The organism is Boudabousia liubingyangii (assembly GCF_001907245.1).
Lineage (GTDB): Bacteria > Actinomycetota > Actinomycetes > Actinomycetales > Actinomycetaceae > Boudabousia > Boudabousia liubingyangii.
On sequence record NZ_MQSU01000003.1, the window covers coordinates 385,883 to 406,453 of the forward strand.

Genomic DNA, 20,571 nt, shown 5'->3' on the forward strand with positions numbered 1-20,571 from the left:
CTACTAAATATTGATGGGAGGGAAGATTAATTAGGAGCAGATCATCACCAGCGCACTGGCCCAATCGCCTTCATGAGTAAGGGAAACTAGGAGCTGCGCCTGCGGAAAATCCCGTTCGAAGGCCTGACGTACCATCCCGTGTAATCGCAGGGAAGGGCGGCCCATTGGGTCGGACTCAACCTCAACTAGGGGCCAAAGCTCGGGCGAATCCGCCAGTGCCAATGGGCCCGGAGCCAAGGCCTGCGACCAGGCCTTAATGAAGGCTTCTTTCGCCGCCCAACGAGCCGCCAACGAAGCGTGAGGCGCCGGTCGGGTCGCGGCCGTAGCCCGTTCGGAATCCGTAAAGACCCGCAGGAAAGTAGAACCTGGCTGCACCAGTTGGGCGCGGAAGGTACTGACCTGTACTAGGTCAATCCCGGCCCCCAAGACCGGGCCCGCAGCCGCCAAATCCAACCCCGAAAAACTGGGGGCAGAATGTGCGAACTGGGGCAGGCCCGGTTGGGGAATATCCGCGCTGGGAAGACCATGGACAAAACGGGGTCCTGACTTAGCTTCCTGCTGGGCCGAAAGCGGCACGCTAGCGGTGGCCCACATTAGCGGGCCCCTCCACTGGCCGGCTGCTGCGCAGAGCCCTCACGGGCAGATTCCTGCGCGGCAGAAGCCTCACGCTCATAGACGCCAGCGGCACCAAGTCGAGCATCTGCATCCAACAGCATGGCCCGCTCAGTCACATCAGCACCCTGGACGGGAAGACGACGCTCTTCCACCTTTACGAACAGGGGCTGGTGGCCGATCATGCCCTGCCAGAGGCGACGCGCACCAGCGGACAAACGCGCCTGCGCCCGCTTCCGCCAAGCCGCCACGTCCTGACCAGAGGCCGCCAAAACCGCCTCGAAACAAGACGGGTGCGCCAAGACCACCAGGGCCGAAACGTGCCCGAAACCAAGGGAAGTCAAAGCCGCGGCCTTAACCGCCCCCGAACCTAGGTGCAACGGTTCACGCAACCACACGAACTCGCCCGACTTAGGCTGAATCAAAGGATCCACACAATCCAGTGCCGCATTGCCCGGCAGGCGACCAGAACGCAAAACCTCAGTCAAGCCCGCAATCTGGAACAGCGCCGCCCCACCCTTAGCGTGACCTGTCAGGGACTTCTGCGAAATCACAAACTGTGGGTTACCCGCCTGACGGCCCAAAGCCGGCCACAAGGAAGCATGCAACTGGGACTCATTCGGGTCATTCGCATTCGTAGACGTATCGTGCTTCGAAATCACGCGCACATCATCCGCGCTCAAACCGAGTGAACGAAGACTGCGGGCCAGCATGGACTCAGCGCCACCACAACCGGCAGCCAAAGCACCCACGCCCGGGGCCGGAATCGAAGTGTGCGCACCATCAGCGAAAGACTGCGCGTGAGCCACGACCGCCAAAACCGGCAGGCCCAAACGGGCCGCCAGATCACCGCGCGCCAACAGTGCCGTACCACCACCGGCAGCCTCCACGAAGCCCGCCCGGCGAGTGTCATTAGCCCTAGAGAAGAAACGCGGTTCAATCCCGCGAGCCGCCAAGGCCGCAGAATCCGCAGTCGCATTCATGTCACCGAAACCGGTCAGGGACTCCACGCTAATGTCATCAATACCGCCGGCAACCACAAACTGGGCCTTACCCACGCGGATCTTGTCGACCGCTTCCTCGACGGAAACCGCCGCGGTCGCACAGGCCGCCACCGGGTGAATCATCGCGCCATAACCACCCACGAAGGACTGCATGACGTGCGCGGCAACCACATTCGGCAGGGCCTCCTGCAGGACATCCTGCGGGCGATCCTTACCCAAGAAACGATCCAAGAAGACCTGACGCAGGGACTCCATGCCACCAATACCAGTGCCCTGAGTGGAAGCCACCTGACTGGGGTGAACCGCCTGCAGGAGCTCAGCCGGACTAAACCCAGCCGAAAGGAAGGCATCCACACACGTCACTAGGTTCCAGGCGGCAATCCGGTCCATGCCATCAAGCATGCCCACCGGCAGACCCCACTTCGCAGGATCAAAATCGGTCGGCAACTGGCCACCCACCGTGCGGGTCAAAGTTGCCTTCCGCGGAACCAGTACGGGAGTACCCGCCAGTTTACGGACCACGAACTCGCCATCCTCGTTGGGGAAGTACGAGGCCGACGCATCCGCTTCCAGGTAAGCCTGCGCAGTCTGCTCATTCGGGACCGTGAACTCCACATCCTGTTCTAGGTAAACCGTTTCGGCATCCATCGAACCCAGATTCACGAGGGTGGAATCATTGACGAACTCGCGCACGCCACAGCGGGCCGTGACCTCGGCGGCGTAGCGGTCATAAATCTCCGCTTCCGGGACCAACTGTCCGGACTGGTCATACCAGCCGGCCTCCGGGTCCTCAGCCCAGGTGAGCAGACCCATCATCCAAGCCAGCTCCAGGACACCAGCGGCAGTCAGTTCTACCTGACCATTACGCTTAATGCCGTACTCAGCTTCTAGGCGAGTACGCCCCGAACCCCACGCGGAAACCTCACCGGTACCCACTAGGACTACTAGGTCCTCAAGGCGGGCCGTGGTCTCACCGACCGGGACCGAGGGTGCCAGGGTCGGACCCAACCAAGAGGGCAGGGCCGCGATTTGGGCTGACTGGGCTGAAGCACCCGAAAGCGCACCTTGGCCAGCGCGGGAAGCGGACGCCGCAGCCTCGTCACGAGCTACCTGGGCTGCCTTCTGGGCCGCCTGCTCAGCCGCCACCTGTGCCGCCAGAGTCGGCAAGTGCAAGTTCGCCTCAGCCAGGCCCCCAGTCAGATCAGCTTCCACCGGGGCCTTCGCCGCCTGCGCCCGCATCTGGGGCTCACACAGGGCCAAAAGCTCCTTCGCAATAGTCTGCGGAGTATAAACCTGCACGCCCGCCGCCTGCGCCGCCGGGACCAGACCATCATTGCCGCCCATCAGGTTCGTGCCGGCCACCCAACCAATGTGAGCGCGAGCCAACGTCACCTGCTGGGGCCAACCGGCCTCCACCTGCCACTTATTCACCAGGGCATCAAAGGCCGCCTTAGTTTCACCATAGGCACCATCGCCACCGAAAGTGCCGCGGTTCGGGGAACCCGGCAGGACCACGTGCAGAGGTTCATTCGTGCCGGACTGCTCCAAAGCGGAAGCCGCCTGCGCAATCAGACGCTCAACACTCCAAAGCAGGAGTCGCGCCTGACGCTCTGCCTGCGGGCCGGCCTGCGATAGGGAACCAAAGACCCGCGGGGCCGCAAAGGGGAACAGGAGCGTCGGCAGCAGGGCCGGTTTCAAAATCTTTGTCACCTGACCGGCGGTTTCTGAATGCACCGAAGTCACCCAAGAAACCAGTGCGTCCACGTCCGCAAAAGCGGACAGGTTAGCGGGAACCAGCCACAAAACCGCGTTCGCAGAAGCGTGATCGGCGTAGAGGCGACGGGCAAAATCAAGGCGAGTCGCGTTTACTCGCGAGGCCGTCATAATCACGGTCGCGCCACCCGAAAGCAGGTCCGCCACCACGGCCTCGGCAATCGAACCGGGGGCCGCACCGGTCACCAAAGCCACCTGATCGCTGTACTTTTCCGAGGGCGGCTGGGTTGCCAAACGGGCCACCATGCTAAACCAGTCCGCGTGCGTGCCACCTTGCTCGGCCCACCACTGGGCCTGCTCAGAGACCTTCTCACCCAGGCCGGCAAAACGAATCGGCTCCGGCAGCTGGGCGTCATCCGCGCTAGTAGCCACGCGAGCTAGATCCTCACGGGCAGAAGCCCAACGGTCATTGAAAACCACCGCCCGATTCGCATCAAAAGCGGGAGTCACCGACTCCAACCACTTCGGGCCCAGTTCGCGTTCCACCGCGGCCAGGAGGGCCGCCGCCTGCGGGTCCGATTCCACCACGGGGGCGTCAGTGTTCAGGCCCAGTTCCTTCATGGCACTGCGAGTGATGCGCGCTAGGACGCCATCGGGGCCGGTCAGGGCGGACTGGAGTTCGGCCACGGCGGCCGCATCTACCGTACCGCCACCGCCGCCGGCACCACCCGCATTCGGGGCCTGCAACTGGTAGCCCAGTTCGGCAGCGACCTGTGCGGCCGCCTGATCGATCCAAGCGTTCACCTGGGCGGTATCCGCGTTCCCAGCGGTCGGCCAAGCACCCAGCTGACCACCGCGCAGGGACTCACCCTCACGCAGTTCTAGTAGCAAGGCCACCTGTACCGGGGCCACCCAAGATTCGGGTAGGGCCCACTGGTCACGCAGGCGATTCTCAACCGCGGCCAGCTTCATGCCAGCACTGGCAAAGAGCGGACGCAACTGTGATTCGACCACGGCCTGCAGGACCGGGCCCAACGGACGATACGTGGGCGCGGCCTGCTGGACACGTTCCAGTAGTACCTTCACGGGTGCTTCTGCGGCACCGTCAATTGAGGCAACTTGCAGTTCGGCCGCCAGGTCCATGAGTAGCTGGTTACGACGGGAGGAAACCCCATTGGTTAGGGTGTCCATGGTGTCCGCGTCTTGGATCTGGTCCGCACGTAGCTTGGTCTGCCAAGCGAATAGGGCACGGGCGGCCTGGGCTGCACCAAAGGGGGCTTCCGGGGCGGGCCCGGAACTGGCATTTCCGGCCGAGGGCGCAGCCTCAGTTACCGGGGCGGGTTCAGCTGCTGGGGTGGCTGGGGTTTCCGCCTGGGCAGATGCGGCCGAAGTAGACGCCGCCGGGCCAGACTCAGCCGAGGTACTTACGGCAGAAGCACCCGCGGCCTGCGAAACCGCCGGAACCGTATCAGCCGTAGCCGGCACCGCATCAGCGGCGGCGGCACTATTAGCCTCAGCTAGCTGGGCATTAGCCTGCTTCGCACCCTGAGCCAAGGCCACCAAACGCTCAAGCTCAGCCGAACGCGGCGGGGCGGCCACGGCCTCGGAAGCCAAAAGCTGCTTCGCATCCGCCTCCAGGTTAAAGACATTTACGCGCTGCGCGTCAAAGCCCGGCAACTGCAGGGAACGACGCGCCAAGTTAGCCAAGGTCGGGGAAGCCGCCAAACCGACCTCAACCAGCTCTTCCACGCTCAAGCCACCCTCGGCAGCCGGGGTGAAGAACAGGGCCTGAGTTTCGATCCAACGCACCGGGGAAGCAAACTGCCAAGACAGCAACTCCACCAGCAGGACGCGCGCCAAGCGACCCGGCTCCGACTGGGCCAGACGCTCAAAACGATCCCCATCGGCCAACATCTCAGCCAGCTTCGGGGCGGAAGCAACCTCAAGGATGGCCTGCGCGAAATCGCGAGTCAGCTCAAAGGGGCGAGCCACCAGATTAGGCAGGTAACGGCCTGCTAGCACCTCAACCTCGACCTCTTCGGGCAGCAGGCGCTCCAAAGTCTGGGCAAAGGCAGGCACGCCCGGAGCCAAAACCTTCGAGTGGAACGGCACATCGATCCCCGGAATCTCAATGTAGGGACGCTTACCGCCACGAGCCTCAGCCAACTGGGACGCACGCTGCGACAAGGCCTCCAAACCGGCCACCGTACCGGCTACCGCATACTGGCTGCCGGCCACATTGTAGTTAACGATCTGCAGGAACTCGCCGGTCTCTTCCGCAATCCCAGCCACGAAGTCCTCAACCTGGTCCGCACCCAAACCGCACTGGTTCGGGCGCAGGGCACCCAGACGATAGTTCGAACGACCCTGCTCATCACGCGGCACCAACGAATGCATGGCACTACCGCGCGAATAAACCACATCAATCACGGCCGGCAGGTCAAAGATCCGCCCACAGGAAGCCAACGCCGTGTACTCACCCAGGGAGTGACCGGCAAAGAAAGACCCAGGCACCAACTGCCCAGCGGCCTCCAACTGGCGCGTCTGACCATAGGCCAAAACCGCCAAAGCGACCTGCGTGAACTGGGTCAGATGCAGAACACCCTGCGGGTGACGCAGCAGTTTCCCGCCCACGCGCATCTCAGTGGGATTCTCATCCACCACGCGCAAAATAGAGAAACCATGAGCCTGACGAGTATGCGCATCCGCCTGCGCCCACACGTCCCGAACCACCGGGTTAGCGGCACGATCCGCAGCACCCATCTTCACCGCCTGAATACCCTGACCCGGGTACACATAGGCGGTCACCGGGGCGGCCACCAGCGCCTGACCGCGTGAGACGACCGTGTCATCAATCTTCGCGGTCACCTCTAGGGCCAACTCACCATTGGCACCACGACCAACCTGCTCAACGACCAACTCAACCAGGTCACCCAACTGCACCATGCCGTACATGGAGTAGGTCCAACCCAGCAGCTGACGCGGATCATGATGACCCGCCCCCGCCAACACTAGCGCCTGCGCGGTAGCCGACAGCCACATGCCGTGAACCAGCGGAGCCTGCAAGCCCACCAGGGCGGCCGCCCGCTGCGAAGTGTGGATCGGGTTAAAGTCCCCCGAAGCCAAAGCAAAAGGTGTCATCTCAGCCGGGGCCGCGACCACGGTACGACGCACAAACTGACGTTTCGCGCTGACTACCTGGCGTCCCTGACCGCCAAAACCACCAACGGAAGACGGTTTTGCCGAGGTAGTAATGCGGCCTCGGATCGCAAAACGTTCCGTCAACACGGCCCACAGTTCGCCGGCGACGCGCAGTTCCAAGGTGACCGTCACGATCCGGCCCGAAGCTGATTCTTCCAGCGGGGAAGTGCGAGCCTGCACCTGCACGGTCTGCTCGCCCGCCAGGAAGGGACGCAGGTCAGCGGTAAAGTCCACGCAGTGATCCAAGTGCACGGCCTGTAGTAGGCCCTCAATCACGGGGAAACCATCGGGCAGGTAAGCCGAGCCCAAGGCCGCATAAATTGCCGGCCAGCACGGACCCACCAGCGCATCAGGAAGGGCAGCGGGAAGGTTAAACCCCTCTGCGCCACTGGCATCCTGCACGACCTCAAGGCCTGCGCCGGTCGTCGCCAAGTGCTGGGCAAAGACGCGCCCGTTGAGGGTGAACTGATAATCCACGCGCCCAAAGACCGAGCCTGCCTCTTTCGAAACCTGGGGGAGGGCGGTGAGTTCATCACCGCTGGCACTGGTCGAACCAATCCCGGCCACGCAAGCTAGCAGGCCGTAAACGGCCTCAGAGAGACGCTCATCAGACACGGGAAGGACCGCACCGGTAGCTACCGACGCGGGCAACTCTACGGGGATGCGAACTTCCTTGACCGCAAAGGCGGGGGACTGGGGTAGGTCATCCCAGCGGGTATCACAGTTAATCACCAGATCCCAACCCTGCGGGGTCTGCACGACCTGGCAGGCCTCCGGGTCCGCGCTAGCGGCCGGGTTAGCCATTAGGTGACCGCGCCAATCTAGCCACGGGCAGTTACGGATGAAATCGGCCGCCTCACGGGCCCCACCCAGACGGGCGTAGGTGCGGGTCGCGCTGGCTCCCTGCTGCTGCAACTGGTTGACAGTTTCAGCTTCAAAACGCCCCAGTAGTTCGGCTACCGGCTCATCAACCCGGTCGATACCGGCTACTGAAACCGGGCCGGGGATGACCCGCACGGCACTGGCCGGGTAGCGTTCATCCTGCGACTGCCACAGGGTATCCATGCCCCACCAGCGGGCCAGGTCGCCATCGATTACCGGCACAAAAGGTAGGGGCTTGTGGTGCTTGCGGCACAGGGTGGGGAACCAGGCGGCATCAGCCGGATTCACCAAGATTTCAGCGGCCTGCGGGTAGGCGGCGGCCAGCTTTTCCACTGCGGCCGGGCCGTCTTCAACCTCAGCTAGGCTGGGGAATAGAGTGTCAATCTGGCCGTGGTCCGCCTCGTTCAGGCGGCCCTCGATCCGGTGCAGTAGGTCTAGGAAACGATCGGGCCAAGTTGGGTCGGTCCACGGGAAAGACAGGTCCACAAAGCGTTGTACCCACTGCAGGTAGGTCATGGCTTCTAGGTCCCCAAAGAAGGGCTTCGCGGTCCGGTTCAGGGCCGCAATAATCTCTGCGCGGCGGCCCTCAATGACCTCCATATCGCTACCCACCTCGCTCAGTAGGCGCGAACAGGCGGCCGAGTCGTTAGCGACCTCGTACATATCCGCGTGTAGGTGAGACAAACCAGAGGTGACGCCACCGCGTTCCTGGCCCGAACCAACCCAGCCACCCTGATCCTGGGCGTCAACGCCGGGAGTATCACGCAGTAGGGTCTTGACCTGCGGGGAAGTCTTTGCTTCCTTCACGGTCATCGCGGCCGTGCCCACCAGGATGCCATCGACGGGACGGCGATCCCCGGTGAGCTGCTCCGACCAGGTACCCAGCAGGTAGCGGGCGGCCAGCTCGGGCGTACCAATCCCACCACCGACACACAGGACCACGTTCTCATGTGCGCGAATCTGCGGGTAGGTGGCCGAAAGTAGGTCGTCTAGGTTTTCCCAACTGTGGTGACCACCAGCGTGACCGTCCTCGACCTGCATAATGATCTGACGTTCCGGGTTAGCGGCGGCAATCTCTAGGACAGCCTTAATCTGGGCGACGGTACCGGGCTTGAAGGCCACGTAGCTGAAGCCGTCTGCCGCTAGGGATTCGAGGAGTTCGGTGGCCTCGGCGACCTCGGGGATACCGGCAGAAATGGTGACGCCGTTGAAGGGGGCGCCGGCCGCGCGGGCCTTAGAGACGATCTTCTGCGTGCCGAACTGCAGGTTCCACATGTAGCGGTCAAAGAACATGGAGTTGAACTGGGCGCAGCGACCCGGTTCCAGCTGGGCGGTCAGGTTCTTGAGGTTGTGGTTGAAAACCTCAGGGGAGTATTGGCCGCCACCGGCCATTTCTGCCCAGTAGCCGGCGTTTGCGGCCGCGGCGACGATCTCTGCGTCCACGGTCGTGGGGGTCATGCCTGCTAGTAGGACGGGGGAGTTACCGGTTAGGCGGGTGAAGGCCGTTTCGACCCGGACACTACCGTCGGGCAGGGCGATCAGTTGGGGCTGGAAGCGTCGGTAGTCGGCGGCTGCCCGGCGGGCTTCCCCATTGGCCAGGGCGCGGGTTAGTTCTTGCGGGTTGGCTAGCTTTTCGCGTTGGGTGCGGGTGCCGGCCTCTAGGATTTGTAGTTTTTGGGCGCTGACGGTGGCCTGGGAGAGGCGGGTGAGTCCGTCCGAGGGGCCCAGGTTGATCACCCAGTCGTGTGCTTGGGCTAGTTCGCTTAGGTCGGTGGGCCAGTTGTGGGCCTCGACTAGGATCGCGGTGGCCAGGTCGCGGCTGAGGTCCGCGGGTAGCTGGCAGTTTTCCGCCCAGGCCAGGGTGCGCTCTAGGGCGGGCTTTAGGACGTGGTGGTGGAAGGGGACGCCGACGGGGAGAGCTTCAAAGATGGGGTTGATTTCGGTGCCCCCGCGCTGCTTGTCGGCCAGTTCTTGGTTGCGTTTTTGGACGTGTTTTTCCGCGACCTGCTGGAAGGCGGCCAACTGTTGGGGATGCCCGGAGAGGACGAAGGTTTGGGAGCCATTTTGTAGGGCAACCTGGACGTCCTGACCCTGTTTTTCGAGGATGCTGTTGATGGCGTTTCGGCACAGGCCGCGGCTTGAAAGCATGCAGCTTTGGTGGCGGGGCCAGCCGGCGGCGGCCACCTGGGCCTGGGCGGCATTGGCAATCAGGACGGACAGGGCCACTACTTGGGCGAGGGTCGCGCGGTCCCCACGATTCCAAGCCTGAGCGGCGGCCACAGCCAAGGAACCCTGGGAATGCCCAAGGGAGTTTTCGGCGTCGATCCGCAGTCCGGAAGCCTGGGCTTCAGCGAGGGCGGCAATCTGGGCCAGCAGGATGGCGGGCATGGACACGGTCACGTCCGCGTCGTTCAGGTTGGGGTTTTCGCCGTTGAAGAGGGCCTGGATCTGCCCAGTGGCGTGCGGGGCGATGGTGACTAGTTCGCGAGTAACCGGCACTAGTAGAGCTTGTGCTTGCTCCCAGGTTTCACGGGCGACCTGCCAGCTGGGCTGGGTGGGGGCGTCCTGCCAGGCGGGTTGCCAGTCAGCGGCCTGCCCGGCGAAGAGGGCGGGGAAGGAGCGGTTGTTGTTTTGGTTTTCCATGTTGTTCCTTTGGGTTCCGGCTTGGGAGCAAGGTCTAAAGTTTTCGGTTTTGGGTTTTTAGGTCTGGTCGGCTTGATTTTGCCGAGGCCGCTGGCGGCCTACAGTGGCGGGTTGGTCCCGTATTTCCAGGGGGCTGCCCGGCGGTGTTTTTGTCGCGTAGCCATGAGCGCCTGGCAGATGGTTTGGCGGGTTTGCTCGGGTGAGATCAGCCCGTCTAGTTCCCCGATTTGTAGGGACAGGTTGGGTGAGACCGCCTGGGTGGCGTAGGTTTCTTCGAGTCGTTTGCGGGCTGCCTCTAGGTCGTCCCCGTCAGCTTTGGCTTTGGCGAGTTCTTTGCGGTAGACAATGTTGACCGCACCTTCAGAGCCCATGACGGCAATTTCGGCACCGGGCCAGGCGTAGTTGAAGTCTGCGCCCATTGCCTTGGAGCCCATGACAATGTAGGCACCCCCGTAGGCTTTGCGGACAATCACCGTAATCAGGGGGATGGTGGCGGTGGAGTAGGCGGTAATGACTTTCGCGCCGCGGCGAATGATTCCGGCGCGTTCCTGTTCCGTGCCAGGTCGGTATCCGGGCACGTCCACTAGGGTGACGATCGGTAGTGAGAAGGCGTTACAGAACTGGACGAAGCGGGCGGCTTTTTCGGACGCGTTAACGTCCAGGGTGCCCGCATCGACTAGGGACTGGTTGGCGACGATCCCGACGGGTTGCCCGCAGAAGGCCCCGAATCCGGTAATGATCGAGGGGGCAAAAAGCTCTTGAATTTCAAGGAATTCCCCATAGTCCACCAGGGACTCAATGACGGCGTTCATGTCATAGGACTGCTTGGGGTTCGCGGGGACTAGCTCGCCTACTTTCTGTGCCCGGGCCTCATCTTCCGCATTGGGCTGGTAGGCAAAAGTGGGTGGTTTTTCGCCACTATTGGAGGGCAGGTAGCTAAGTAGCGTGCGCGTGAAGTCCAGGGCGTCTTCCTCGTCCTCGGCCAGGTAGTGGCTGACGCCGGTGATTGCGGAGTGAAGCTGTGCGCCGCCCAGTTCGTCGCTGGTGACGTCCTCGCCGGTTACGGCTTTGACGACCTCGGGCCCGGTGACGAACATGAAGGAGGAGTTTTTGGTCATGATCACGAAGTCGGTCAGGGCGGGACCGTAGACGGCGCCGCCCGCGCAGGGGCCTAGAATCACGCTGATCTGGGGGATTACCCCCGATGCTAGCGAGGTTGCTTGGAAGACTTTCCCGTATTGGGCTAGCGCGGCCACTCCTTCCTGGATGCGCGCACCACCTGAGTCCAGCAGGGAAACCAGCGGCATGCCCAGCTGGACGGCTTGGTTCATCAGGTGGATCATTTTTTGGCCTTCAACTTGCCCTAGGGAACCGCCGCGGACAGAGAAGTCTTGGGCGTAGACGGCCACGGGGCGTCCGCCAACTTTACAGAAGCCGGTGATGACCCCACTGCCTAGGTAGTCTTCGTCAATGTCGCCGCCCAGGAAGCGGTTGATTTCTTGGAAGGTGCCGGGGTCGGCCAGGGTGTGGATGCGTTGCCGGGCGGTGAGTTTGCCTTTGGCGTGCTGGGTTTTTTGGGCGCGACTTTCGGCCAGTTCGGCTAGCTTGTCGACGTGTTCGCTGTAGGTTTTGCGGTCGCGGGCGGGGCGCTCGTTGGTGGGTTTGATTCGGCGCAGTAGGTTACCTAGCATCGTTTACCTGCCCTTCGTCGGTCGCATTTTCTTTGGTTTGGTCAGCCAGCGTGATGATGGTCTGTCCGCTACTTAGTGAATCGCCCACCTGTGCGAGGATTTCGCTGACCACCCCGTCTTTGGGGGCGTAGAGCGGCTGCTCCATTTTCATGGCTTCAATCAGGGCAACCAGTTCCCCGGCTTGGACGTTTTGGCCCACTTCAACCGGTAGTTTCATGAGGGTGGCGGGCATAGGTGCGGTTACCGCGTTGTCCTTGCCGCCCGCGTTCCCGCCGGCGCTTCCGACAGTATTTCGACGAGCACGCCGAACGGGTTGGACAGGTACGCCCCCTAGGTTTTGCCCACCAACCCCGCACAGGCCTAGGGCTTCGCGCAGTTGGACGGTGTTGACCGCCAGGCTTTGTAGTTTCCCGCCCAGTTCGATCTGGATTTCAGCCCAGGTAGGGGCACTTTCCGCCGGGCCGCTGCTAGTGGCGGAGCCCGCAGCATTAGCCGCTCCGATTTGTTGACCCGCAGCATTAGCTGGTCCGACGTGCTGACCTGCCGTATCAGTCGCCTCTGCCGCCATCCCAGAGGTACCGCTCGGAGTGGCGGGCAATCCCTGAGCCTCACGCCAAGCGGGATCCAAGTGAGTACTTTCCAGCCAGCGAGTATGAATCTGCTGCGGATCCCCAGCCAGAGTCGCATCTGAAAGTAGTTCCGTATACAGGCTGGCAGAGTTCGGTACGCCCGCGATCTGCAGTTCGCTTAGTGCCCGCAGTGCCCGGGCGACCGCCTGCTGGCGGGTCGGGGCGCTAATAATCAGTTTGGCAATCAGGGAATCAAAAGCTGTGGGGATGGTTTCCCCGGGGGCTAGGGCCGCATCAATGCGGATCCCCGGGCCTGCCGGCCACTTAATCTCACTGACGGTACCGCCGGTCGGTAGCAGTCCGCGGGCCGGATCCTCACTGGTAATACGTAGTTGCAGGGCGTGACCACGCGGAGTGGGATCTGCCGGCAGGACCTGGGGTAGGGCCTGGCCTTCCGCGATCGCCAACTGTAGGGCCACTAGGTCCGTGCCGGTCACGGCCTCGGTCACGGTATGTTCGACCTGTAGTCGCGGGTTGACCTCTAGGAAGTAGGCGTTCCCGTCCTTATCGACCAGGTATTCGCAGGTTCCCGCGCCCACGTAGTCCACTGCCTGGAAGAGCTTTTCGGACCATTCCCGCAGCTGTGTTTCGGTATGCGGGGGCAGGAAGGCGGGGGCTTCCTCGATAAGTTTTTGATTGCGACGCTGGACCGAGCAGTCGCGGGTGGATGCCAGCCAGAAGTTCCCCGCCTGGTCACGCAGGCATTGGGTTTCAATGTGCCTAGCGCCAACTAGGCGCTTTTCTAGGAAGGAAGTGCGCAGGGCAGAGTCAGCCCCAATCTGCTGGCCCCAACTGTCTTGGTCTGGTGCGTCCTCGGCGGCTAGTTTTACGCCCTGGTCGGCAGCCAACTGGATCAGCGCGCTCAGGTCAGCTAGTTCACGAATGCCGCGACCCCCACCGCCGGCGGGGTCCTTCAGCAGGATCGGGTAGCCGGCTGTTTGCGCGAACGCGCGGATTTCCGCCCAGGTGCGGACGGGTTCGTTGGTGCCGGGGATGGTGCCCACGTTCAGGCTCTGCGCTAGGGCCCGAGCTTCCGCCTTGTCACCCAGGGCGGTAATGGCGGCGGCACTGGGGCCCAGCCAGATCAGCCCAGCTTCAACGACCTGCGCGGCGAACTCGGGGTTTTCAGAGAGGAACCCGTAGCCGGGGTGGATGGCCTGAGCGCCCCTTTCCTGCGCAATCCGTAGGATTTCGGGGCCGTTCAGGTAGGTTTCTGCGGCACTTTCCCCGGGCAGGTGAATGGCTTCGTCAGCTAGTTGACTCCAGGCGGAGCCACGGTCGGGGGTAGCGTAGATCGCGACGGATTGGCGGCCGGTTTCAGTGAGCGTCCGAAAGACGCGGGCGGCGATTTCGCCCCGGTTGGCTACCAGTACCTTGGTGATCTGCATGTATCCCCCTTATTACTGTTTGGAATGTTCCAACCGTAATTTCTGGGTTTCTTTGAGGGAAATACATTTGTGTATTAGCGTTCTGTCAGCCGGCTGCTAGCGGCCGATTTTGGGCGCATCGAGGCACACCAGGAACCTCAAAATGGGTGCCTAGTAGCGTTTGAATTCTTCCTTATTGGGGAAGGTGAGTTCCCCGCTGGTGAAGATTAATAGGTTGTCATCTACTTCTAGTTTTAGCGCGCCTTCACTGGTAATTCCGCGGATCACCCCGGTCCGGGCAGGAGCTAGTTCCCCGTCTGGTCCGGGCTGCTGGAAGGTTACTTCACGGCCTAATCCCAGGAGTTTGGATTCGAAGTAGGGGAGCAGAGAATGTGAAATGTCCCAATCTGCTTCTTGCCAGCTTTTGAGGATGCGCAGGAAGTTGTCCGCAATCTGCTGTCCCCACACCCAGGGGTCCAGTTCGATTTGGGGCGCGCGGTTCAGTAGGCGACTTTCTAGGTCGGCCACGTACGGCAGTTCTTCTGTGGTTACGGGCGCTTTGAGGTTCATGCCGATTCCGCAGATATAGCGTTGCGGTTGGGCGGCCATTTTGGAGTTTTTAGGTTCCAGTCCGTTAGCCTCGCTATTTTCGACCGTTTGGCTTCCATTTTCTTTTGCCGAGGGCGCTCCCGAACCGTCTTTTTGGTTGGCAACAGTTAGCGCTTGGGCTAGGGTGCCCGCGAGTTTCCCAGAGAGCCACAGGTCATTTGGCCACTTTAGTGACCATTCGTTCTTGACTTCCGGGGCTAGTTGGTTGATGCTTTCGGCGGCAGCTAGGGACAATAGTCCGGGTAGCCAGCCGGCTTGGTGAGCTTGTTGCTGGGGGAGTTGGACGGCCAAGCTAAGTAGGATGCTACCACTGGGGTGGTCTTCCCAGGTGCGGTTGAAGCGTCCTCGTCCCTGGGATTGGTGGGAGGCTTGTAGGCCGAAGGGGACTAGGTCGGTGACGGGGAGCCTTGCGTCTAAGTCGATTGCATTGGTTTCTAGCTCTTCAGCGGGGATTCGTAGAGGTGCTTTTGGATTCCAAGCGAAGCGAACTTCATCTTGGGTGGAGGTCACTTCAGGTAACTGAATAATGGGGACTTGGGGGTTCATGGGACGGGCCCTGGACTTTTCTATAGATTACTGAGCAGGAAGCTCAGCGGTGCCAACCGGCTTGGAGCAGGCGGTTAGCAGGTTAATGATGAGGGCGCTGATGTCGTTCAGGTCCAGCATGGTGCCGCGCGGGGCGGGATGTTCGGGATCGTGGTTGGGTAGTTCGTGTCGCCAAGCGTCTACACCGGTGGCTCGAAGGGCGATCCCGATGACAGCCTGTGAGAGTGCTTCACCGCGGACGGTGGGTTCCCTTCCGACGGCTGCCAGGATTTGGGTGAGAACTTGGGATAGGGAGAGGACGAAGTCGCGGTTTACTTCGCGGAACTGTAGTCCCCAGGCGGGTTCGCGGGCGGCGCGGACCAGGAATTCGTTGTGCAGGATGAAGAAGTCGCGGCCCAGGCCAATGGCTTTGAGTGCGTGGGGTAGTAGTTGGGTCATGACGACGCTGGCTTCCCCGCGGGCTACGGCTCTGGGGTGTAGGTCTTCTTCCCACTGGTCAGAGACGGCTTTGAGTCGTTTGATGGATTCGGTGTATTCGTCTTCGGCGACGACGGTGAAGAGGGCATCCTTGTCACCGAAGCTGGAGTAGAAGGCGCCTCTAGTAAAGCCGGCGGTGGCGCAAATTCGCTCTAAAGTTGCTCCTGCGAAGCCGTGCTCAATGAGCACTTCGCGGGTGGCCTTGATTAGGCGCTCTACGGTATCAATCCGACCTGTCATACTCCTTAAGTATAGGTGATCAGTGTGTAAATCAGGCCTTGATAAAGTGTCGGTATGTGCACAATAATGGGTTTATGGATGCGCAAGACACGAAGCCGCGTAGTTTATGGAACAGGTTTATAGATAACCCGATCCTGCGTGCTTGGTTCAAAGTTTCCAAGTACTTGAGTGCCCTGGTTGGATATTTGCTGACCTGGGGACTGCTGTGGTTGTGGTCGGCCGGGATGACTGAATATCGGAGTTATCTAGCGCGTACTACCTCTTATGTTATGCATGGGTTCATGGATCCCGAACCGGATGTCTGGTATGCCATCCAGTTTTTGGGGGACTTAGTGATTCTTGTGATTGTGGGGCCCTTGATTGCGGTCTTGCTGATGGGGCGGCAACAGTGGCGCACCATTAAATCTGGGCAGTTTCTTATAAATGTGTTGTTAATGCTTGCGCCGGTAGTGTTGTTATTTTTGGCTGAGAGCTTTTCTAAGGATGGTTTCTTACGCACTGGCTTTTTCATTATCGGAGTTTGGCTGATCTGGTTCGTTATTCCGTGGCTGGTTGCGTATTTGTTCTTCTCAGCGATTTTCGCATTCCTTGATCACCGGGATGATCCGAGTGTGAAAGTAGAGTTTTCTCTTGGCTCGTCGATAGACATGGACTAACAGCACTTTATATTTGCTTGTATTCTCCGGGTGACTTTTTTGTTGCGTAGCTTTCCTTTGAGTGACGCAGATTTGTATCCGTTAGCCTAATTGAGGCTGAAAACGATTATTAAAAGTCGTTTATGTGACACTTTTCTGAAATCGATTAGCATAGGGTTTTTGGTGCTGCTACGATGACCGAACGCCTAGTTTTTAGGTGGGTTTGTTTACTTTAAAATGGAAGGGTTTTTATGGCCACGCAATTCCGAAAGTTTGCTGCAGCTACAGCCTTGGCTGTTGTTGGTGTTTCTGCCTCTTTGCTGCCAGCTTTCACCTCCACCTCGGTCGCTTTAGCTGCTGATGGTTGTGTAGCTCCAACTGGTGCGGAAATTAAGAATGCTGTAACTAATGTTGAGCTCGATTCAGATAAGCTAGTTGCGGGACATAAGGTTGGCTACCAGATTGATTTCGCCCTTCCTGCTACACCTAAGGCGGGGGATTACTTCAAGTACCAACTACCTGCACAGTACTTTGAAGGTGTCGGGGTGAAGAATTTCCCGATTGTCTACAAAAAAGACGGAAGCGTTTATGCCTGTGCTAAGCAGGAAAAGAATGGCGTAACGGTAGTATTTAATTCTGCTGCAGAAAAGCTGGCGGAGCAGATCACGGGTAGTCTTGAATTTAACGCTACTGTTAAAGCTTTTGAGAGTGACCAGCTGGTATCTGTTCCGATCAAACTTACTGAGAAAAATTCCATTACGATCAATATTTCTCAGCCGACTGGCCGAGAAGAAGATCCGAAGTACTTCACTAAAGAAGGTTGGTTCACCCTACCTTTCGATCATCAATATTTCAACATCAAACGTGGCCTATCTTGGCGTATTTTCTCTCCCACTTTTGACCATGAAGTTAAGCACGTAAAACTGACTGATTATGCGGACAAGGGTGGTCTTTGGGAATTTAACTGTGGTTGGAATGATGCCAATATTGAAAAGATGCTCACTATTGAGGGGAAGAACTATTCTGAGGCTCAGCTGAAATCCCTTCGTGAAGGAGTAAAGTATTCCTGCACTCCGAACCTCCTTACCGTGGAGATGGATGTCCTGCCGGCGGGTGCTCAGATTAAGATCGCTCAAGTCGTCGCAGAAATTAAGGGTCCTCTTTACAACACTACCTACTACAATATTGCGGACTTTAGCGGCGATGGACTCAAAGTGAAGCATGTGACCTCTCCGCTTTTGTACGAAAAGGCCGGCGGTGTTATCAGTGACCAGGAAGCAAGCAATAAGACTCCTGAAAAGCCTACCCCTGAGGCTCCTAAGCCTCCGGTGAAGCCGACCCCGGAAAAGCCTACCCCTGAGGCTCCTAAGCCTCCGGTGAAGCCGACCCCGGAAAAGCCTACCCCTGAGGCTCCTAAGTCTCCGGTGAAGCCGACCCCGGAGAAGACTGTTGAGCCGACCCCGGAGAAGACTGTTGAGCCAACCCCGGAGAAGACGGTAGAGCCGACTCCGGAAAAGACGGTAGAGCCGACTCCGGAAAAGACGGTAGAGCCGACCGCGGAGAAGACTGTTGAGCCAACCCCGGAGAAAACGGTTGAAACAACGCCTGAGGCTCCTACGACTCCTCTTGTTCCTAATCCTGCACCTCCGGTGATTGTTCAGCCGACCCCGGAAGTTACTGTTGAGTCGACCCCGGAAAAGACCCTTGAGTCGACCCCAGAGGTTTCGGTTGAGGTGCCTGGAGTTACGGTGGAATCTCCTGAAGCTCCGGTTGTTTCTCCCAAGCCTGGTAAGCCTGCTGAGCCTGTTGCTCCGGTAGGTCCGAAGAATTCGGCGCAGGGCGGTAGTGTTCCTACTTTGCCAGTAACTGGCGGTAGCAACTCTGGTGTCTCCCTAGCTGAAACTGGTGCCGACGCAGCCGTACTAGGCGCTGCCGCACTAGTTATGGCAGCTGCAGGTTCCCTGATCGTCGTAGGTGCTAAGCGTCGCAAGAACGACTAAGAAGCCGTCTGGTCATAACACATATTAAGTTGGGGGCAGGACCAAAAGGACCCGCCCCCAACTTTTATAAAAAAACCAACAAAGCCTGCCACAACAAGCAAGACAAAGACTAATTCACAAAATTAAACTGCTCCCCCTCAACCAAAGGGAACTCAAACAAAGAATCCACCTCCAGATCCTCCGGCAGCCTCACCGCCGTAATCTGGTGATTCCCATAAGTTGTGTAATAGTACGTCCCATCAGACGTATCACAACAAGAAGAATAAACCGTGAACTCCGGCTGCCCCGACTGGTTCAAAGTATCACCCTTAACCATGGCCACTGACTCTAAAATCCGGAAAAACTGGCTCACGCTTACCTGATCTGACAAAGCCAACGTCGCACTACGCTCAAAAGCAGCCTTTACAAAACGCGAAGCCGGCGAAGAATCGCCAGGTAAACCTCGCCCGCCAAAACCAACCCCCACCGGAGCTAAGTCCACATCTGGAGCAAAAGAATTCCCCGGCCATGAAGGCGACACATTCAAATACAGTTTCACATTCTCCAAATGGAAATCAAACGGCGGATTATTAGTCAAAACCTGCAACGGATTCTCAAACCAATGCAAACCATCAGCCATAGACTCCACCACCAAAGCGCCCGACTTGTCAGCAATCAACCAATGCAAAGGCGAATTCGGAACCTGCGGCGCAAACGGCTCATCCAAAACACTCAACGACCCCAAAAGCTCCCGCACCTGAGCAAGATTTTGGCACTGAGTCAACACATAAGGAATAAACTCAAACGGGGCCACATTCGTCGCCCCCTCTTTCCGAGGATGATAAACCGCATTCCCAGGGAAATTCAGGCCCGCCGCTGACAAACCCGACTCATTAGTAGCCTCAGCATAAAGCGGGTACCCGTTAATAACTGTTGCCATCCCAATCAAGGCCTCATGATCAGCGTTGACCAAACCTCCACGGAACTCAAAGCTAAACTTCCTAGGCGTAACCACGACCTGCTGGCCGAAACCAGCATCCAAATCCAAGTTCCGACCAAACAGGCAAGTATTAGAAGCACACAAAGCCAAAGCGGTACACACAGCAAATACCTTTCAGAAAGTAGCAACCCAACCATAAAGGTGGTGCAGGGCACATTTTTTGTATTCTAAGAATATGAATACCAAAAGCCTATCCCTAATCGCTACCGCAGTACTAGTCCTCACTAGCGCCTGTGGTACCCAAGCCCCCGAAAAGGAAACGGGAACAAAAACTGCCCCAGCGGCCTCGGCAGAAACAAATAGCACCAACAAGACAACAGAAAAAAGCGAAAAAACCGCCGAACAACCCACAGCGACTGCGACGGGCGAATGCCAAGAAGCGGACCTAAAAATCGATTTCGCCAAACCACAAGGCGGGGCCGGCAGTCGCTTCCTAGAAGCAACCATCACCAACAGCTCAGACCAAGAATGCCAACTAAGCAAAAACAAACCCAAAGTCTGGGTGATTGACCAAGACGGTCTTCGACAAGAAGTCGAAGTAAAAACCGGGGACAACCAGTCAGCAGCAGAACAAACCCTAGCCCCGCATGCCATGGTTAACTACAGTTTCAAACTCCCCGGAAACGCCGGAGGCTCCTGCAAAACCACCAGCATCAAAGCCGTAGAAGTGAAGTTTGCTGGCGCGGGCGTAACCCAAGAACTAGGTGAAAATTTCCCCGCCTGTCTAACGCAGGGGATCGAAATGACCGGGCCCACCAAGCCTGCAAACTAGTCGCGGCGAATACCTTTTAAAAACCCATCATCGTCATAGCGATCATCCTCGTCCCGCTGCTGACGCTGACGGCGCTGCTGCTCGCGCTCCTCACGGATTTCAGCCTTAGTCTCCTCCGTCAGCTTATGCAGCGCGGCTTTGCGCTCTGCGACCTCTTCCGGAGTCGGCCCCGGTTTCCATTCCTGTAGCCAAAGTGCAAAGCCCAGACTAAAAACCAGCACGCAAACCGTAGGAACCAAAGCCAGAAGGAAGCTCTGCAGCAAAGCTACCGCAACCCCGAAAGCTGTCAGAGTATGCAAAAGCAGGTTTCCAAATACAAAGCCCCAACCAGAAGGAACATAGACGTTCCTATAACCCGCTAAAACATACTGGAACCAAGCCAAAACCGCCGCAGCTACGAATGCCGTCCCAAAGACCACCTGCGCCCAAAGCCCAACGCCCACATCTAGGCGTAAAAACCAGGCCACCAGAAGAACGCACACCCAAATCAAGAAACCCTCAACTAACCCCGTAAACAGACGACCAGCAAAGATCGCCCCAAATGAAAGACGCGGAGTTTCCTCAGGCATTC

11 protein-coding genes are annotated in these 20,571 nt (G+C 59.1%); 3 read left to right on the top strand and 8 right to left on the bottom strand.

The window, feature by feature from the left end:
• Positions 1–30: 30 nt before the first annotated feature.
• The 6 genes from BSR28_RS06450 to BSR28_RS06475 form a co-directional block, all read right to left on the bottom strand.
• Positions 31–594: a holo-ACP synthase gene (locus BSR28_RS06450; RefSeq protein ID WP_083563139.1), complete on the bottom strand. Its 564-nt coding sequence runs from the start codon at positions 592–594 to the stop codon at positions 31–33.
• Complete coding sequence (locus BSR28_RS06455; RefSeq protein ID WP_073713676.1) at positions 594–10,055, bottom strand: type I polyketide synthase; 9,462 nt, start codon at positions 10,053–10,055, stop codon at positions 594–596. The genes BSR28_RS06450 and BSR28_RS06455 overlap by 1 nt, the downstream gene beginning before the upstream one ends.
• Positions 10,056–10,153: 98 nt before the next feature.
• Entirely contained in the window at positions 10,154–11,746 is a 1,593-nt protein-coding gene (locus BSR28_RS06460; RefSeq protein WP_083563141.1) for an acyl-CoA carboxylase subunit beta, read from the bottom strand.
• Positions 11,736–13,763 (bottom strand): ATP-binding protein, encoded by a 2,028-nt coding sequence (locus BSR28_RS06465; RefSeq protein ID WP_073713677.1) that lies wholly within the window; start codon positions 13,761–13,763, stop codon positions 11,736–11,738. The genes BSR28_RS06460 and BSR28_RS06465 overlap by 11 nt, the downstream gene beginning before the upstream one ends.
• A gap of 150 nt (positions 13,764–13,913) precedes the next feature.
• Positions 13,914–14,897, bottom strand: coding sequence for a biotin--[acetyl-CoA-carboxylase] ligase (locus BSR28_RS06470; protein WP_073709251.1), 984 nt, complete (start codon positions 14,895–14,897; stop codon positions 13,914–13,916).
• Positions 14,898–14,924: 27 nt separating this feature from the next.
• Entirely contained in the window at positions 14,925–15,614 is a 690-nt protein-coding gene (locus BSR28_RS06475; protein WP_073713678.1) for a TetR/AcrR family transcriptional regulator, read from the bottom strand.
• A 74-nt stretch (positions 15,615–15,688) separates the two neighbouring features.
• Here BSR28_RS06475 and BSR28_RS06480 point away from each other — a divergent pair, with 74 nt between their 5' ends.
• The gene (locus BSR28_RS06480) at positions 15,689–16,270 is read left to right on the top strand and encodes a hypothetical protein (protein ID WP_143237611.1); all 582 of its coding nucleotides are present in this window, start codon (positions 15,689–15,691) and stop codon (positions 16,268–16,270) included.
• Positions 16,271–16,500: 230 nt separating this feature from the next.
• Complete coding sequence (locus BSR28_RS09055; protein ID WP_073713680.1) at positions 16,501–18,249, top strand: Ig-like domain-containing protein; 1,749 nt, start codon at positions 16,501–16,503, stop codon at positions 18,247–18,249.
• 109 nt (positions 18,250–18,358) lie between these two features.
• On the opposite strand, the gene bsh is transcribed toward BSR28_RS09055, so the two are convergent.
• Positions 18,359–19,330: a choloylglycine hydrolase gene (bsh, locus tag BSR28_RS06490; protein ID WP_073713681.1), complete on the bottom strand. Its 972-nt coding sequence runs from the start codon at positions 19,328–19,330 to the stop codon at positions 18,359–18,361.
• Between the two features lie 73 nt (positions 19,331–19,403).
• Here bsh and BSR28_RS06495 point away from each other — a divergent pair, with 73 nt between their 5' ends.
• Positions 19,404–20,000, top strand: coding sequence for a DUF4232 domain-containing protein (locus tag BSR28_RS06495; RefSeq protein ID WP_073713682.1), 597 nt, complete (start codon positions 19,404–19,406; stop codon positions 19,998–20,000).
• Here BSR28_RS06495 and BSR28_RS06500 read toward each other — a convergent pair.
• Positions 19,997–20,569 (bottom strand): hypothetical protein, encoded by a 573-nt coding sequence (locus BSR28_RS06500; protein ID WP_073713683.1) that lies wholly within the window; start codon positions 20,567–20,569, stop codon positions 19,997–19,999. The genes BSR28_RS06495 and BSR28_RS06500 overlap by 4 nt on opposite strands.
• Positions 20,570–20,571 lie beyond the last annotated feature (2 nt).

Bases quoted from the DNA above. Each gene is read 5' to 3' on its own strand.
- BSR28_RS06450 (WP_083563139.1), bottom strand. From the start codon at position 594: ATGTGGGCCACCGCTAGCGTGCCGCTTTCGGCCCAGCAGGAAGCTAAG.
- BSR28_RS06455 (WP_073713676.1), bottom strand. From the start codon at position 10,055: ATGGAAAACCAAAACAACAACCGCTCCTTCCCCGCCCTCTTCGCCGGG.
- BSR28_RS06460 (WP_083563141.1), bottom strand. From the start codon at position 11,746: ATGCTAGGTAACCTACTGCGCCGAATCAAACCCACCAACGAGCGCCCC.
- BSR28_RS06465 (WP_073713677.1), bottom strand. From the start codon at position 13,763: ATGCAGATCACCAAGGTACTGGTAGCCAACCGGGGCGAAATCGCCGCC.
- BSR28_RS06470 (WP_073709251.1), bottom strand. From the start codon at position 14,897: ATGAACCCCCAAGTCCCCATTATTCAGTTACCTGAAGTGACCTCCACC.
- BSR28_RS06475 (WP_073713678.1), bottom strand. From the start codon at position 15,614: ATGACAGGTCGGATTGATACCGTAGAGCGCCTAATCAAGGCCACCCGC.
- BSR28_RS06480 (WP_143237611.1), top strand. From the start codon at position 15,689: ATGGATGCGCAAGACACGAAGCCGCGTAGTTTATGGAACAGGTTTATA.
- BSR28_RS09055 (WP_073713680.1), top strand. From the start codon at position 16,501: ATGGCCACGCAATTCCGAAAGTTTGCTGCAGCTACAGCCTTGGCTGTT.
- BSR28_RS06495 (WP_073713682.1), top strand. From the start codon at position 19,404: ATGAATACCAAAAGCCTATCCCTAATCGCTACCGCAGTACTAGTCCTC.
- BSR28_RS06500 (WP_073713683.1), bottom strand. From the start codon at position 20,569: ATGCCTGAGGAAACTCCGCGTCTTTCATTTGGGGCGATCTTTGCTGGT.